The following is a 17,911-nucleotide window of genomic DNA, read 5'->3' on the forward strand; positions in this document are numbered from 1 at the left end:
TGCTACAAGTGCACGTACTGCTTTCAGTACGTCCTCATCTTTGTGAAGGTTTGGTAGGTCGATACTTGAACCAAATTCAAATAACTCACCACCTTCAATATCACCACCAATTAAACTGGTTTCGCCGTCAACACCAATTGGCATGCCATCGGGGCCGTACATTTGATCGTCATCGTCTGCTGCTGGGTTAAGCAGTTTTTTCATTGCAGGGCGAACCAGCACCAATACGACAACAATAATAACCAACGCACTCGCAAACCAACGAACCCAATCATTAAAGTGTTGGTGCTCCCAAATTGGTACGTCAGCAACAATATCCGTTACTTGAGGTGCAAATTGCATGCTTAACACATTGAGTAAATCACCGCGGTTTTCATCAAAACCCACAGTTCCAATCAATACCTGACGTATCGCGTTAATTTCGCTTGCTGGAATTGGGGTATGAACCACTTCTCCCGTATCAGGGTTCAATGATTGGCGATCTTTGATTGCAACAGATACGGTCTGACGATTAACCGTGCCGCTCTGTTTTCGCTCATGACTAATGGTAGTATCCAGCTCAAAGTTGCGGGTCGCTTCTTTGTGAACCGAACCTTGCCCCATCATCGTACCATCTTTCATCTGAGCCACATCCTGAGGAATCGAAGCATCAGCAGGAGGCTGGTTACTCAAAGCCCCTGGAATACCTGCCACAACGTTGCCGTTATTATAGTCTTCTAATGTGTATTCACTTCGGGTTGCTGGAGTATTCGGATCAAAACGCTTTCGTGTTTGTTCCACAGCACTAAAGTCGAGTTGAATATCAACCTGAGCCGTGTAGTTACCAAACCCAAGAATCGGAATCAAAATAGAGTCAATTTTTTCACGTAGCGCTTGCTCTTGATTACGCTCTAACTCGTGCTCTTTTCGGCGTGCCGCTGACATCGGATCCTGAGAGCCAGAGCTCAAAAGTCGGCCATGCTGATCGGTCACCGTAATTCGCGAAGTTTTCATCCCCGGAACGGCACTGGCCACCATGTCCACAACAGAATCAACTTCTTGCTGCTTGAGGTTCGTCCCCGTTTTAAGTGTCAGGAATACTGAGGCAGAGGCTTCTTGATTGTGACGAACAAAGACACTTTGCTTAGGTAAGGCAAGTAAAACTTGAGCTTTACGTACCTGCTTCATCTGTTCAATAGCTTTAGCAAGCTGTCTTTCACGGCTTAGTTTAAGACGCTCTTTCTCTAAACGTTGTGATACACCGAAACCCATGTCTTGCATGAGGATATCATCACCGGTGTTTCGCTCTTGGTTCAAACCAGCTCGAACCATATTTAGCTTTAATGAGTTATATTCACTCGCTGGTACCGAGATGGTATTCCCTTCAAGAGAGTACTCAATCTTCTGCGTATCCAAATAATCAAGAACCGGGATCAACTCTTCTGTTTCGTAAGCCCCTAATGGACGCATTTCTGGCTCTTTCACCCAGAAAAACAGCATTACAATAAGCGCTACACAGATCGAGATAGAAAGAACTAAGACGACTTGACGAAGCAAATCGAGATCACCGACGGCCATATCGAACTTAGATGAACTGCGCTCACCTAAATCGGTATTTTGCCCTTCTCCATCTAGATCAGAACTTGCAATAAGTGCGTGGTCGTTGCTATCGCTTACGGTTAAATCTGTTGTTTGACTGTTATCTGCCACTATTTACTACCCAACTTATACCGGCATGTTCATCAGCTCTTTGTACGATTCGACCAATTTATTTCTAATTTGGATCGTCGCTTCAAAAGCCACACTAGATTTATTACGAGCAATCATCACGTCAGATAAAGACACGCTTTGATCGCCACTGTCAAAACGAGTTTGAAGATTACCAGAGGTCTTTTGTAATGAGTTCACATTATTGATGGCATTAGTCAGCATGTTGCCAAAATCTGCACCAACCGCTTGGCCCGTTGCAGCAGGACGCGTGCTGGCAGCTTCAACCATCATTGCCTGCATTTCGCCTTGTAAACCATCTATTCTCATTTACTACCTCAGGAGTCAAAATTATGACTATCTATTTAGCTGTATTATTGACAGAGCAATTAACGTGCCATGCATCAATTTGACTAGCTATCGTAATACACTAGTCAGAAAGCTGACACTACTAATTTATGTTCAATTTGGAATGTCTATTCCAGCATCACGCATTTTCGCTAATTTATAACGCAATGTACGAGGGCTAATGCCTAGCTTTTCAGCCATATCTTTACGTCGACCATGACAAGCAATCAATGTTTCGAGAATGATCGCATACTCTTGATCTCTAAGTTCATTTCCAAGCCCTTCGCTGCCTGCCACGACTTTATTGATAGGATTCGCTTCAGCAATCGGCTTAATTTCTGGCGCTGCAACACTGTTCCCTTCAACGATCTGTTGTAGTCCAGTTGCGTCTTGCCAATCCACACCTTCAAGTAAAATATGTTCGCCTGAAATATTTTCTTGCTCACTCAAAATTAGAGCGCGCTGCACGACATTATCCAGCTCACGTACATTTCCCGGCCACGGATAATTGACGAGTTTACTAATGGCTTGCTCAGACAGAACAGGAACAGGCATTCCAAGCTTGGTACAATGACGCTCAACCAAATGCTTCGCAAGCGGCTCAATATCACCTTTACGTTCACACAGTGCTGGCCAAGTAATTGGAAATACATTCAGTCGGTAGTATAAATCTTCACGGAAATTCCCTTCAGAAACATACTGTTTTAGGTCGCGGTTACTGGTTGCTAGAACACGGACATCCAATTTGATGCTCTTGCGGCTACCAAGACGTTCAACTTCGCGCTCTTGCAACACTCGCAGCAATTTCGCTTGTAGGCTGAGATCCATTTCGCTGATCTCATCCAACAAAATAGTACCGCCTTGAGCTTGCTCAAATTTACCCGGACAAGCTTGAATCGCCCCGGTGAACGCACCTTTATCGTAGCCAAACAGTGTTGCTTCCAACATGTTATCTGGAATCGCGGCACAGTTAATCGCAACAAACGGACCGTCTTTACGGCTCGAAGCGTTATGAATATAGCGAGACATGACCTCTTTACCAGAACCACTTGGCCCTAGCACCATCACGTTGGCATCGGTTTTAGCCACCTTGTCAGCCAGCATCATTAGTTTGATACTTTTCTCATCGGCAACGATAGCATCGCCATTGTCATCCGACTTTACGGGAGCGTAACGGCTCACCATGTTTAACAGCACTTCTGGAGCAAATGGCTTTGCCATGTAATCGATAGCGCCTTCTTTCATTGCCGCGACCGCATCTTCAATGTTGGCATAGGCCGTCATCAATAGAACCGGAAGATTTGGCCAATGCTGCTTGATGTTTCTTAGCAATGCTAAACCGCCCATACCGGCCATCTGTACATCAGAGACCACGATATCAACAGAGTTTGATTTCAATTTTACCAGAGCATCTTCCGCACAATCCGCTTCCAGCCATTCGTAACCAGCAAGCGCGAGTGTATCGACAAGGGCTTCGCGTAGACCTTCATCATCTTCGACGATTAACACTTTGCTTTGAGCCATAGGATTCTCCAGTGTAAATTCAGTTAAAACTTATTAGTCTTCAGAAGAAGAGCTTCTTTCCAACGGTAGACACATGGTAAAGCATGCGCCGTCACCCTCTTCTGATATCAATTCCAGTCGACCTTCATGTGCTCGGCATACCATTTGTACAACCGCTAAACCTAGACCTGTGCCTTGAGAACGAGTGGTAAAGAAAGGTTCCATAATCTTACCTTGTAGTTCTTTAGGCACTCCGGGGCCACTGTCTTGCACTGATATCTTAAGTTCACCGTTTACGGGTCTAAAAAACACATCAATCTGCGATTTCTTGCCAGCAATTTGAACCGCGTTCAAAACTAGGTTACTTAAAGCAGAAGCGATAGCATTGGCGTTGCCAAACATTTGAGTCTTTTCATCTTCAACTTCCTGACAATAATCAATCTGGTTGCTTTTTAACGCAGCCTCCACCATAGGATGAAACTCAATGATGAGTTCCGCGATGGTGAATGGCTTAACCACCTTGTTGTCGCCACCTTTGGCAAACAACAGCATGTCATTCACTTGTTTCTCTAAATCATGCAACCTATCCATCAGCTTAGATTGAAAACGCGTTTTTGTTGCCGGCGGCAAATTTGGCGCGGCAAGGTTTGATGCATACAGCATCGCACTAGAAAGCGGCGTGCGAACCTGATGGGCAAGCGAAGCGACCATTCTTCCGAGTGAAGATAAACGCTGAAGATCGCTCACACGAGACTGCAGTAGGCGGGTTTCTGTCAGGTCTGTAATCAAAATAAGCTGACCTGTAGTCGAGGCTGAAATCGCTAAGCGCACTTTTCGCCCATTCTTCAATGAGATCTCATGCCCATCATCGTCCCTTGGTTCAAAGGCATTTTGTATTACCGAAAACCATTTCTCGCCAACCAACTCAACCCCGAGAATACGGTGTGCTTCAGGATTCGCTTCTCTCACTTCACCATGTGTATCTAACAAGATGACCCCCGCAGGCATAACATCGAGCACTTGCTTATAGCGCTCAACCTGTTGCTCAACAGAATCTAGATGTGATTGATTTTCTGGTTCGTTAGATAGGTGCATGTCAAAAATTTGCCTCAAATACTAAAACAGCCTGACATGTACAACACAAGTCAGGCTATTTGCTATATTTATCACATAGTTAAGCAAGCAACAACTCGACTATGGTTTATCTGTTCGTTTAGCTAAAGTTGCCAAAAAGCTAAAATGCTAAAATGCTAAAATGCTAAAGTGTGTACTAGTTTTCGTTTTCATCGAAAATAGGCACTAACGCTGCAAGTTATATTTACGCATTTTTTCGACCAGAGTGGTTCTGCGCATTCCAAGCATGTCAGCAGCGCGAGCAACAATACCGCCCTGAGCCTCCAACGCTTGATTGATCATATTCACTTCCATATCAGCGAGTAGTTCTTTCAAGTTAACCCCTTCAGCGGGTAAATCTTGAGGTGCGTTCGCATTGTCAGCAAGCTCATCGTGCTGCTCAAAACTGAAGTCTTCTGAGAACAAGTCAGAAAGAGCATCTCGCTCTTGCTCTTCCTCTGATGCAAAATTATTAAACTCTGGCTGAAACTCTGGGATATCACTGTATCTATATTTAGTTGGTAGATGATTCACATCAACCAAGCTATTTGGATATAAAATAACCATTCGCTCAACTAAATTAGCTAACTCACGTACGTTGCCCGGCCAGCAATGCTCCATCAAAGAGTTGATGGCACGGGGAGTAAAACAGATTGGCATGCCACCTTCAGCTTCCATTCTGGTCATCAACTCCTGAAGCAATAGGGGAACATCTTCTTTTCGCTCCTGAAGCGATGGCATTTCAATTGGGAAAACGTTCAAGCGATAGTAAAGGTCTTCACGGAACAAATCATCTTCGATCATATTTTCAAGATTGCGGTGTGTTGCCGCAATCACTCGAACATCAGCTTGAATGGTACTATTGCCACCTACACGTTCAAAACTGCGTTCTTGTAAAACACGAAGCAACTTAACTTGCATCGCCATTGGCATATCACCAATTTCATCAAGAAACAGTGTACCACCTTCAGCCAACTCAAAACGGCCTTTACGTGCGGTAATTGCACCAGTAAACGCGCCCTTCTCATGACCAAACAGTTCACTTTCGAGCAAGTCTGGCGGTATAGCGCCACAGTTTACGGGAACGAAAGGTCCTGAACGACGTTTAGAATGATAGTGAACATTACGTGCTACAACTTCTTTGCCCGTGCCTGACTCACCAAGAATCAATACGTTTGCTTCAGTAGAAGAGACTTGTTCAATCAAGTGACGAACTTCTTGGATACCAACACTCTGCCCAACTAGACTACGAAAAAGCGTATTCTTACGCGCTGAAGGTACAATTTGAACGCCTTTACGGCCTAAGAAGTCTTTACAGTGTCTTAGTGCATCACTTAATTGCGGGTAGTTAAGAGGAAGTTCGAGTTCACCAACAAAGTTAGTAAGTTCGTCAACCGGGTAATCGTTTTTGCCAATCACCAGTAAAGGGATGTGATTAACATGAACAAGCTTTTCATTCAGTAATGCGAAGCCTTTGGCTTTAATTGAACCAATGATGCAACCGGCCCACTGTAGGGACCAGTCAACTTTGTATGCTTGTTCAGAGCTGATTACTTCGCAGCTCTCTCCTACAAACTCTAATATTGTGCTTAAATTGTGACGATTTTGAGCGTTATCATCGACGACAAGCAGTTTTGCCAAACCTTGCATAAGTAGGAATTATTGCCTTTATTTTGGTGCGATGCGGAAATTGGTAAGCGACGTAAGAGACAAAACAGAGAAAATATCAATGATTATAATCTACGTGGACAAATCTAGGAAACCAGCAACGAAAAAAGCCATTAGGCTATCTAATGGCTTCTATTTTATTTGATTATAAAAATAAGGCAACCAAGCAATTCAGAGATATGCGATTGGTTTAAACTGGGATGTTTCTTTAAATACCAACATCCGCAGACGTTAAATTGTGATATTCATTCGGAATTTGGTCCCAAGCGCTCTTAATTTCGCGGATAATATCAATAACATCATCAATTGGCTGAGGATCATTTTTGTGATTTGCAGCAGAAATTTGCGTGATCATAAACTCATAAAGTTGATCTAGATTTTTCGCAATGTCGCCACCATCGGACATTGATAGGCAACTACGCAGGCTAATAATGATATCTAGAGCCTTACTCAGTCGCTCACCTTTCACCGGAATGTTGCCCGCTTGCATTGCTGCTTTACCTTGAATTAAGCGCTCGATAGCACCAGCCATTAGCATCTGAACAATTTTATGCGGTGAGGCAGCTGTAAGCTGGCTATCCACTGATACCTTTTTATATGCCTGTAAAGAACCGCGCATAGTAAACCTCTTCTATAAAAACTTTTTGTATTGTTGAACTGATTTGGCAGCATGTCGGTATTTATGTAAGTTTTTACCTACTAGACCAGTCTCAGACTGCATCAGTTCGACCAATTGTCTTGTTCTCGAAATGGCTTCAAACCACTCGGAGCTTTGCTTAACGTCGGGATATGAATCGATTAATTGAAGCACGTTTTGCAATAACTGTTCTCTGTTATCGACAAGATGCACGATTTCTTCAGCATTAATTTCACTAAATTCGAGCTTAGACATAATTAATTGATCGAGCTCACAAAGCTCTTGAAGCAGTTTGCTCATCTATTAGCCCATTGCACTCATCATGCTGCCTAACTGAGATTGCATCTTGCTGGTCGCATCCTGCATAGCAGTGAACTTAGAGTGCGTGCGATTCTGCAGGCTATCCATACGGCGATCGAGCGCGACTTGGTCATCAACCAACCGATAGTTTTGTTCGACCAAGCTCTTCTCTCTCGTACGGATAGAACCGGTAACACCCGTGATCCCTTGAATCGCATCTTCGACTTTTTTAGCGAAGCCATTGTTACCACCAAAGAATTCACCCAACTTATCAAAGTGATTGTTGAGTTGACGGTCAAGCATATCGTAATTGATTTCTAGCGAGCCTTGTCTTGTGGTGGTGATGCCAAATTCAGTCAAAGACTTTAGATTGTCTGGCGCGTCTTCAATGCTTGATGAGAACACACCTTTCAATCGTGAATCTGCACTGCGTACTGTACTGTCGCCAGAGAGAGGGCCTTTTTGACCAGTCAGTGGATCGACACCCGCTAAGTCTTTAGATACTTGGTAAAACTGATTATAAGAGTTAACAAAAGCTTCAATATCTTCACGAACACGATTACGGTCGTACTCAACACCAATCTCTGCTGGCGGCTTATCTTTAGGGGTTTTACCTTTAACCGTAATATCAATACCTTCAACGGCATCTTCAATCACATTGTTATTGCTAGAGAGCTGAGCAATGCCGTCTAGAACAACCATAGAATTTTGTCCTGCTTGCACTTCAGTCATACCGCTGTATTGGTCAAAAGACTGTTGAGCTAACGCAAGGTCAGCTTGAGCTTTATCAACCTTCTCTAAGTGTGCTCGTTCTGCTGGAGATAATTTCGCTCTCTCTAATTGCTGAGCCTGAAGTGGGGTTAGTTCACCTCTTTCAACTCTCTTCGCTAACTCAGAACGTTCATCAACCAATTTACTTTCTATTCTGGCTTTCTCGGCATCGAGTTTCTGCTGTGCCTCTTTGGGAGTAACATAAGAATCCGTCAACGTACCAGCGGCAGTATTTGACCACCCTGGAATATCAGCTGCTTTCTCTATGGCTTTTTCGTCAAGCTCAAGTTCAGGCCTAAAAAAAGAATCGAGTAATGTACCTGAAGCGGTATTGTTCCACCCAGGGATTGTATCTTCTGGCATCCCTGAAGCCGCTAAAGCTGCCGCATCTAGCGCCTTCTGACCAGCCATTGCCGCAGCTTGACCATAAGTTAAATTGTCACGGTCAAATTCAGCGAAAGGATCTTCGGGTTCAACGACGGGTTCCGATTTTCTTTCATAAATAGGATTACCGTTTACATCAAATATAGTGTTTCCGTTAGCGTCTCGCAGAGGAACAGCGAAGCCGTCTGGAATAGGGTTACCGTCGGCATCCAATTTGGGAGGGGCATCAGCCAAGACGCCTTGCGCTACTGAGCGAGCATCTTCTAAGGCTTTCAGTCTTTCCGATAGGGTTTTATATTCTAATTTTTTTAGAGGGTTGTTATCTTCAGAGTCAACGTGGAGTTTTATTTGATTGTCTTCACCAGACATATTTGAAGCGAGGACTAACCGTGGTCCTTCTTTGTCGTTAATAATAGAAGCTCGAACACCCGGATTATCCCCGGCACTGTTAATTGCTCTAACAACATCACGCAGTTTTGAGTTAGCACTAACTTGTGTCTCGAAGCTCTCTTTACCAAGCGAAACCTGCAGCTTACCTGGGCCAAATTTCATGTCCTCTGATAGTACATCAGAAGCCACTTTATGGCTCTGGGCAAGCTGCAACACATCGATAGCATATTTGCCAGCGATCGCTTCGGTAGTCGCGGTTGCAGAGACAAGACCTTCATCAGAGCTTTCTACTGTTCTTACAGCAAAAGCTTTGTCCTGGCGAAAGCTTGTCATCAGATTTTTCATCGAATCAAGGGACTCTCTGAGTCTTCCATAGGCACTAATGCTGGTGTCGATTCGCGTTCGTTCATTGTTGATTTGTTGCTGTTTAGGCACACGCTCCGAATCAACAATTTTGCTGACCATGGAATTGATATCCATGCCAGACGAAATCCCCATTGGGCCAAAACTCATTAAACCACCTCAATAATACGACTTAAACCTTAGCCTCCAATATTCCACTATTCGAGGTTTGGGCTGCTAGGCGCCTTAGAATTTCGAGCATTTCTTCATCGGGAATTTGGCGAATAATATCGCCCGTTGTGGTCTCATAAATGGTAACCACATCTCTCCCAGTCTCTTCATCAACCTTAAAAGCAACACCCTTGTTGAGAGAAGATATAAATTCGTTTACCTTCTCCACCATTTTGACTCGCTCCGCATCATTTAACTCTTGTCTATGTTGAGCTAATTTAATCGCCGCTTCGGTAGCCATCTCTTTCGATTTTTCTACCTTGTCATAAGATGTTGTTTCTTTCGGTTGTAAAGTACTCGACGCACTACTACCTTTATCGCTTGCAAATTTAATGCCATTAGGTGAGCCATAAGGCTGGATGTTCGATGCGTTAGATAATATTTCCATAACACTCTCCCTCCCAACTTTATGAGCCTAACAGTAAAACTCTACCTACAGTAGAGTTTACCGTTACTTACTGAAGTAAGTTTAGCCCAATAAGCTTAAAGCTGCTGATGGTGATTGTTTTGCTTGAGCTAAAATAGAAGTACTCGCTTGTTGTAAGATTTGAGACTTCGTCATTGCCGTTGTTTCTTTTGCGTAATCAGTATCTTTGATTCGGCTCTTAGACGCATTAACGTTTTCGTTAATATTTTCTAAGTTGCTGATTGCGTGGTCAAAACGGTTTTGGAATGCACCAAGAGAGGCACGATTACTGTCTACTGCCTTTAAGGCACCGTCAATAATAGATACAGCGTTGTTTGAACCTGCAACAGAAGTTACATCAATGTCGTTAACAGTAACATCCGTTACAATAGCCTTGCTGCTGCCAGGAATCTCTTTACCTTCTGCATCTTTACCAGAGCCAAGACCTAGCTCTTCAGCAAGAGAGCCGCCAAACTCAACATTACCATCAACTTTTTGGCTTGAAGCGAAGAGTTGCAATTTACCGCCTTCACCTACCGAAGCTTGAACATCCGGGCTTTGACCGTTTAGGTAAGTGGCAAGTTCTTCCATGTCATTACCTTTTTTCGCAGTAATCGACAGATCTTGAACGTCACCAAACTGATCTTGGTACTTCATCGTTAGAACAGAATCTTCACCTACGCGCCAAGACGTATCTTTCCCCTCAGCAACGCTATAACTCTTACCGCCCATCGCTTCAGTATCGGTACGCATATTATTCATTGTCAGCATTACTGCTTCACCAGAATCTGCACCAATTTGGAAAGATTGACTACCGAAAGTTCCGTTCAAAAGCTTATTACCACCAAAAGAGGTCGTTTCAGCGATACGGTTAAGCTCAGTATTTAGAGCAGAGACTTCTTCTTGAATTGCAACACGTTCAGATTTCGTGTTTGAACCATTTGAAGATTGAAGAGAAAGGTCACGCATTCGTTGCAGGATATTGGTTGACTCATTCATTGCACCTTCAGCTGTCTGTGCAATAGAGATACCATCGTTCGCGTTTTTTACAGCCATATCTAGGCCACGACTTTGCGACGTTAAGCGGTTAGAGATTTGTAGGCCTGCAGCATCATCTTTTGCGCTATTGATTTTATAGCCAGAAGACAAACGCTCCATTGATTTTTGAGTACCTTCAGCCGCACTATTTAGGTAGCGCTGAGCCGTCATTGCAGACACATTTGTGCTTACATTAATCGCCATAGTTGATCTCCTTTAGGCATTTTTTTCATGCACTTATGTGACTCTCACCTCACAAAAACACATGTTATTTTGTTTTATATACCAGTGTCTCTCTCACCTTACATTGGTACATATCATTTCTCTCAATCCCTTTAACGGCCCCTTAACTAGAAGCTTTAATAAAAAATGCATTTTTTTTCGTATTATTTTCAATGTTAAAAAAAACGTGAAGTAGATCATCATTTCCCGACTCGGTCATTCCCTACTGTGAGGAACGAACGTGATAGAGGATCTCGCTTTTTCTTCTATCAACCAACATTGCACTTTTTCCAAATTCATCCTAGCCAAATAGCAGGCAATAAAAAACCCAGCCGAAGCTGGGTTTATTTAGCGCTCATCTCTCACCACGAGCTAATTTGTGGAAGCCTAACATTGACGATTATAAACAATAATGCACATGGTCAATGTGGCCTTTCAACCGATTAACCTAGTAGGCTAAGTGCCGAGTTCGGAGCTTGCTTCGCTTGAGCAAGAATCGAGCTTGAAGCTTGAGAAAGGATCTGAGATTTAGTCATCTGAGTCGTCTCTTTAGCGAAATCGGTATCTTTGATACGGCTCTTAGATGCATTAACGTTTTCGTTGATGTTGTCTAAGTTGTTAATTGCGTGGTCGAAACGGTTTTGGAAAGCACCAAGCTCAGAACGGTGGCTATCTACATATTTAAGTGCAGCATCGATAACAGCTACAGATTCTTGTGCACCACCAACAGACGTTACGTCGATACTATCAACCGTAACTTGCTTAGCCTCTAGCGTTTTTGGGTCTTCAGGTTTAGCACCTGCTGTCATGCCTAGTTCATCTGATAAAGCACCAGAAAATGCAATTTCCCCATCAACTTTGTTGTTACCAGCGAAGATTTGCAGTTTACCTTCTTCATCAATTGACGCTTTTACTAGGTCTTGTTGACCGTTAATGTAAGTCGCTAGCTCTTCGATATCATCGCCTGCTTTAGCAGAGATGTTGATTTCTCGTTGGTCACCGAAGCTATCTTTTAATGACATGGTTAAGTCATTAGCACCAGCTGTTACACCCCAATCTTTACCTTTAGCTTCTGTAAATTGGTAGCTGTTGCCGCCCATTTGGTCGTTATCAGAACGCATGTCTTTCAGCTGAAGCATTACTGCCTCACCATTGTCTGCACCAATTTGGAATGACTTAGTACCGTGAGTACCGTTAAGCAGCTTGTTGCCACCAAAAGAGGTTGTTTCAGCGATACGATTTAATTCATCATTAAGCGCCGTTACTTCTTCTTGGATTGCTACACGGTCAGATTTAGTATTTGAACCGTTTGTTGATTGCAGAGACAAATCACGCATACGTTGTAGAATGTTTGATGTTTCATTCATCGCACCTTCTGCCGTTTGAGCGATAGAGATACCATCGTTCGCGTTACGTACAGCAACATCAAGACCGCGGCTCTGAACGTTCAAACGGTTCGAGATTTGTAGGCCAGCAGCGTCATCTTTTGCGCTGTTGATTTTAGAGCCTGAAGATAGGCGTTCCATTGATGTTTGTTGAGCGCTGTTTGCACTGTTTAGGTAACGTTGTGCTGTCATTGCTGAAACGTTAGTATTTACATTCACTGCCATGGTGATTTCTCCAATTGATTTTCCGGTATAGCGGTTTCCGACGTCTCGGAAAACCAAGTAGTTATCTCTAAGTTACTTTTAATAACGGCTCAAAATTCAGAAGCTTTAGAAAAACTTTCAAAAAACCACAAATTAAATATTAAAACCATACTTATCAGGCACTTAAAATCTAACATTTTCTATAACAGTGGCAGTCTTCAATTGAGAATGCATTTAAAAAGTGTTTAAAAAACACACTAATCACTATTTGAGTTACCCAATGTCGAGAAATGAATAGTCGCCAAAGAGTTCAGATTGGTATGCTTCTTATACAAAGAGTTGAGTTGTTTGTCGTGAAACAGGTAAGTGAGATCGAGGTTTTACGGATTTGAAAGGTAAACTAGACGATCTAAAAGAAAAAAGTGTAGAAATAGAAAGGAAAAAGCCCCTTTTCCTGTGAAGGAACCGGGGCTAGTTGGCGTGTCAGAGCCTGTGCGGAGATCATCGAGAAATGAACACATTTCCGACGCGCCGTTGCATTCTTACCGTAAAAATGGATAGCAGGTGAGAGATGAGAGAGCTAAACACCCAATAGTAAGTATGCTTGCCAGTATCCCTCGCTAAGCGGTTCACGTCTGAACACGAATAGCGAGTTCAACCAATAACTATTGCAATAGTGATATTGCAGAGTTAGGCAACTGTTTTGCTTGAGCAAGTATTGATGTACCAGCTTGTTGCAGAATTTGAGCTTTGGTCATTTGCGTTGTCTCTTTCGCAAAGTCCGTATCTTTGATTCGGCTGTTTGAAGCGTCTACGTTCTCTTGAACGTTTGCCAAGTTATTAATACTGTGGCTTAGACGGTTTTGTTTCGCACCCAAATCAGCACGCTGTGAATCAACGTACTGCATTGCAGAGTCGATGACACTGATTGCGTTTTGTGAACCTGCTACAGTATTCAAATCGATATCTTGAACTAATGTCGTTCGACCTACAGCAGGAGCAGGTACAACTTTGCCATCCGCCGTAGTTGTGGTTTCCTGGCCTTCAGGAGCATCAATTTTGAAACCAAGTTCGGAAGCTAAACCACCCGAGATTCTCATCTCACCATCTAAATCTGGCTCAGCAACAAATACCTGCAAGCGTCCTTCATCGGTAACCGACGCATTAATCAAATCAGATTGACCATTTATGTAGGTGGCTAGTTCTTCGATATCGTCGCCTGCTTTAGCGCTTATATCTATAGCAACCTCTTCACCCGCTTTGGTTTTGAATTCAAACTTAAGATCTTTGGCTTCTAGTGGTACTTCCCAGCTTTTGTCTTTAGCGTTTTCAGTGTCGAATGTCGTTCCACCCATACGGAAATCATCCGCTCGGATACTCGTCAGCGCCATGATCATCGCTTCACCAGAATTTGAACCAATCTGGAATGAAGCTTCACCAAATGAGCCATTCAACAAACGGCGGCCACCGAAAGCCGTGGTCTCTGCGATACGGTTAAGCTCATCTTGAAGAGCCATAGTCTCTTCGTTTAGTGCTTGACGCTCTGCTGGAGAGTTAGTGCCGTTTGATGACTGAATCGCTAGATCACGCATACGTTGTAGTATGTTCGTTGATTCGTTCATCGCGCCTTCTGCAGTTTGAGCAATCGAAATACCATCATTTGCATTACGCATCGCTACATCAAGACCACGAGACTGGGCTGTTAAACGGTTTGATATTTGTAGACCAGCTGCATCATCTTTTGCACTGTTGATCTTGTGGCCTGATGACAAACGTTCCATAGAGGTCGCTAGTTCATTAGACGATTTATTCAAGTATCGTTGTGCTGTCATAGCAGATACGTTAGTGCTTACATTAATAGCCATATTGCTCTCCTTATGAGTTCGCAAAATTTCTGCGAAGCGGCCAGCTTTACTCTCATATGGATAAGCACTGACCGTGTATTACGCGATAAACCCTAGATAAGGTTTAAGATCTGTATTAATCATTTATGACAAATACAAAAGCATGTTATGTGCCAACTTTTTAAATTAATTGCAATAATTTAAAAAGTTACTATAAAACAAAGACTTAACGATAAGTCACCATAAGTAACAATTGTATTAAGTCGAGAATATAAGAGATTAATATCTCTCATTGCCGTTTTTTGCCGCTATTTTTCAAACATGCCACTTTGAATAAAAAAGCGGCAACCCATAGGATTATTCGCACGTATGGCATAGCACATACGGCAGAGAACTAACCCCAGATTAACGATTGTTCACAGCTAAATATAATTAAACAAGGTCAGGTCTTTCGTCTTGCCAAACGCTTGTTGTGAAGCTTGTAACGCTCGAGAGTTTTCATTGAATTCAATGATGGCTTTCGAATAGTCCAAGTCTTCAAAGTTGCTTTTTGCTTTCGCTAAAGACAACTTAAAATCTTCATGTTGCTGCTCTTGAATATCCAACGTACTCAAACGTGCACCGACATCCGTTCTCGCCTTAGTCAAATGAATAAACGCGGCATGAAATTCTTCTGTCATTTGGTGCAGTTTTGCCGTTGCCGATGCATCCGATACTGGATTTTCAGCCTGTTCGGCGGTCTCTTTGAATGTATCAAAAATAGAAAATGTCTTTCTCGGCTCTAAAGTGATCGAGTCACCCTTCGTGATCTGCCCCTTGAATTGGATATTCAGGCCTTCATAGACAACACCTTTCGAAGGATCAAAATCTTCCGAGGCAACCACTTCGCCATCTTTTTCAAGCTGGTAAGCGAACTTGCCTGTTTGCATATCAACAAAAGTCACTTTATAAGTAGAACCATCTTCAGATTTATTGGTTGCGCGCCCTAGTAATAACTCAGAGGCCGGTTCAAGATCATACTGAGGCTCGTAATCACCAAACGGGTTATCTATTTCCATAAACAACTTACTGCCTGGATCGTTCATTGCCATTTCAAAGCTAGTTGCTACTCGCATCTTTCTTTGATAGTCATCACCTTGATAAGAAACATTACCTTCGTTATCTTGAAAAAATGGCTGGCTCTTGGGCTTGGTTCCTGAAAATGTGTAGTTACCTGACTCATCTTGAGTATTAGCTAAATGTAGAAGATTATTCGATAACTCTTGAATTTCACGTTTCTTCGCTAAGCGGTCTTCCGGAGAAAGTGCACCGTTAATCATTTCCATCACGGTTCGTTTTGCTTCATCCGCGAACCCTTCCGAGTTGGCGACCATGACTTCATGATGTTCAAGGCGGTTTCTAATTAGAGTGATCGCATCGACATACTGCTTAAGTTGCTCAGATTGCTGGCCGATGTTTTGTAAATAATGCGTCGCCAAAGGATCATCACTCGCCGACTGTAATTTCTTACCGGAAGCCAATTGTGCTTGATTATGATGCACCTTGTTTTCTTGGCGGCGAAAGTCATTTTGTACTGACTGATAATTATGAAAGCTAGAAATACGAGTCAACATTTATATCTCCTACCTCAAAGCCAAAATAGTATTAAACGTATCATTGGCGGCTTGCATGATGCGTGAAGAAGCCATGTACGCTTGCTGAAATTTCATCATATTTGCCGCTTCTTCATCTAGGTTCACCCCAGAGACTGAAGCAATACGTTCTTGAGCTGACTCTTTTTCTAGCCTAGCAATATCACTCAAGCGATTTGCCGTTGAAGATTTCAAGCCCGTATTGGTATTCAAGTTGTGGTAAAGATCTAAAATAGTAGACTCACCATCATCCAAGACTTTGCCTGTTTGGAGATCTTGCAATTTACGCAAGTTGCCATTGTCACCTTCTGATGGGACAAGGTTTGCCGTAAATTTATCGTTTGCCACCGCGCCCGGTGTAAGTTCAAACGTTGTGCCATTAATTGTCACTGGGCCTTGTGGTGGATACGGTTGAGGCTGCATAAGTATGTTGCCCTTAGGATCGGTAACCGCAAACTGTTCGCCCTTTGGTGACACGATCACTTCAAACTCTCGTAATTGACCTGCCGCCAAAATTTTGAAACCAGCAGTACCTTTGGCAAAGGTAGTTGATGCCTCATAGCTTTGCGCCGCAATATCTTTAGGGTCTTTGGTTTCCATCTGAATCTGCGCGGCAAAGTTGCGGGTTGGGCGTAGTAAGAGCTTCTCACCCAGTTCAGGTGGATTGCGAACTTCCACTCGCATGCCATCTAAATAAAAGGCATTGCCGGTTGAATTGGTGCTAACTTTTACCGTTTCACCATCTGGCTTAATCACCACATAATCGCTGCCATCGTATTTCAGGCCATACTCGCCGCCTTTCAGAGCAGAAGTATCATCAATATAAACCGCGACATCCGCTTTAGACTGTCCGTGAGCAGTAACACGAGACTTAGCCACTAACTCAGAGTTCACATCGGTAAACAGGTTTTTACCTACATTGCCATTGAGATCCAAACCTTGCGACTGCAGTGCATTGACCTCGTATGAAAACGCGGTAGCCAAACGACCAAGCTCATCCATAACTGCAGGAATATGTTCATCACGCATGTCTAACATCGCGCCGATTTGTCCATCAATATCGCGGTTAGTAATCGCCTTTAATGACTTTCCTTCTACGATAGCTAGACGACGCTGATGTGCATCTGGTACGCCATCGATCATTTTCAGTTGGCTCGCTTCTGTACCAGAAACTAAGGTATGACCATTACCGATATGGACATTAAACCCTTCATTATTAGCTCGTGGTGTCACCGTCACTTTAGTGTAACCGGAAAGCTCATTAACTAGCTGTTCGTGCTGATCTTGTAGATCATTATGAGGTCCGGGAGTTCGTACCATTAATCGCTGAAGATCACGGATCTCGTATGCAATTTGGTTAACTCGCTCGATACCCATGTCTAATTTCTTATTCGCAGAATCAGACTGTTGACGAACGGTTTCATGAAATTCATTTAACGTTTTACTTAATAACCCAGCTTTTTCTATGACGACTTTTCGTGTACCCACATCATTCGGGGTATCAGCGAGCGTCTTAACAGAATCAAACCACTCATTGAGGTTCTCTGGGATTTTCTTCGAAACAACCGATGACAACATGCTTGACAGCATATCCAGGTTAGCTTCGGTATCCGCTTTGTTAGCGGCATTGGTTGTTGATAAGTTAAGTTCCTTGACGGCAAATTGGTCCCACGAGCGGCGAACATTTTCCACATGCACACCCATACCGTAGGTTTGACCACCGTACTGGCGCGGGTCATTCACACCTTGAACCACAGACTGGCGGCTATAGCCTTCTGTGTTGGCGTTAGAAATGTTATGACCTGTGG

Annotated in this window: 14 protein-coding genes; all 14 read right to left on the reverse strand. The window is 43.2% G+C overall.

Annotated elements, in window-relative coordinates; translation table 11 throughout:
• The coding region (fliF, locus tag AB4232_RS20460; RefSeq protein WP_372087887.1) for a flagellar basal-body MS-ring/collar protein FliF at nt 1–1,689 on the reverse strand (1,689 nt) is incomplete at its 3' end.
• 15 nt (nt 1,690–1,704) lie between these two features.
• A complete protein-coding gene (gene fliE / locus AB4232_RS20465; RefSeq protein WP_009848554.1) occupies nt 1,705–2,016 on the reverse strand; it encodes a flagellar hook-basal body complex protein FliE in 312 nt (103 codons plus the stop codon).
• Nucleotides 2,017–2,148: 132 nt separating this feature from the next.
• On the reverse strand, nt 2,149–3,558 hold the full coding sequence (locus AB4232_RS20470; protein WP_017099170.1) for a sigma-54 dependent transcriptional regulator: 1,410 nt from the start codon (nt 3,556–3,558) through the stop codon (nt 2,149–2,151).
• Nucleotides 3,559–3,591: 33 nt separating this feature from the next.
• Nucleotides 3,592–4,632, reverse strand: a complete 1,041-nt coding sequence (locus tag AB4232_RS20475) for a PAS domain-containing sensor histidine kinase (protein ID WP_009848556.1) — start codon at nt 4,630–4,632, stop codon at nt 3,592–3,594.
• A 204-nt stretch (nt 4,633–4,836) separates the two neighbouring features.
• The gene (locus tag AB4232_RS20480) at nt 4,837–6,300 is read right to left on the reverse strand and encodes a sigma-54 dependent transcriptional regulator (protein ID WP_009848557.1); all 1,464 of its coding nucleotides are present in this window, start codon (nt 6,298–6,300) and stop codon (nt 4,837–4,839) included.
• A gap of 226 nt (nt 6,301–6,526) precedes the next feature.
• The gene (gene fliS / locus AB4232_RS20485; RefSeq protein WP_009848558.1) at nt 6,527–6,937 is read right to left on the reverse strand and encodes a flagellar export chaperone FliS; all 411 of its coding nucleotides are present in this window, start codon (nt 6,935–6,937) and stop codon (nt 6,527–6,529) included.
• Nucleotides 6,938–6,949: 12 nt separating this feature from the next.
• Nucleotides 6,950–7,255 carry a flagellar protein FliT gene (locus AB4232_RS20490; RefSeq protein ID WP_009848559.1) on the reverse strand — a complete coding sequence of 102 codons (306 nt, stop codon included), beginning with the start codon at nt 7,253–7,255 and terminating at the stop codon, nt 6,950–6,952.
• Between the two features lie 3 nt (nt 7,256–7,258).
• Nucleotides 7,259–9,313 (reverse strand): flagellar filament capping protein FliD, encoded by a 2,055-nt coding sequence (gene fliD, locus AB4232_RS20495; protein ID WP_009848560.1) that lies wholly within the window; start codon nt 9,311–9,313, stop codon nt 7,259–7,261.
• Nucleotides 9,314–9,335: 22 nt separating this feature from the next.
• Nucleotides 9,336–9,761 carry a flagellar protein FlaG gene (gene flaG, locus AB4232_RS20500; protein WP_017099166.1) on the reverse strand — a complete coding sequence of 142 codons (426 nt, stop codon included), beginning with the start codon at nt 9,759–9,761 and terminating at the stop codon, nt 9,336–9,338.
• Between the two features lie 81 nt (nt 9,762–9,842).
• The gene (locus tag AB4232_RS20505) at nt 9,843–11,021 is read right to left on the reverse strand and encodes a flagellin (RefSeq protein WP_009848562.1); all 1,179 of its coding nucleotides are present in this window, start codon (nt 11,019–11,021) and stop codon (nt 9,843–9,845) included.
• 461 nt (nt 11,022–11,482) lie between these two features.
• Complete coding sequence (locus AB4232_RS20510; RefSeq protein WP_372087888.1) at nt 11,483–12,649, reverse strand: flagellin; 1,167 nt, start codon at nt 12,647–12,649, stop codon at nt 11,483–11,485.
• Between the two features lie 644 nt (nt 12,650–13,293).
• Complete coding sequence (locus AB4232_RS20515) at nt 13,294–14,493, reverse strand: flagellin (protein WP_065678590.1); 1,200 nt, start codon at nt 14,491–14,493, stop codon at nt 13,294–13,296.
• Between the two features lie 401 nt (nt 14,494–14,894).
• Nucleotides 14,895–16,085, reverse strand: coding sequence for a flagellar hook-associated protein FlgL (flgL, locus tag AB4232_RS20520; protein ID WP_012603430.1), 1,191 nt, complete (start codon nt 16,083–16,085; stop codon nt 14,895–14,897).
• 9 nt (nt 16,086–16,094) lie between these two features.
• Nucleotides 16,095–17,911: flagellar hook-associated protein FlgK (gene flgK / locus AB4232_RS20525; RefSeq protein WP_372087889.1), on the reverse strand; the 1,817-nt coding region annotated here is incomplete at its 5' end.

The organism is Vibrio sp. 10N.286.46.A8 (assembly GCF_041470165.1).
Taxonomy (GTDB): domain Bacteria; phylum Pseudomonadota; class Gammaproteobacteria; order Enterobacterales; family Vibrionaceae; genus Vibrio; species Vibrio tasmaniensis_A.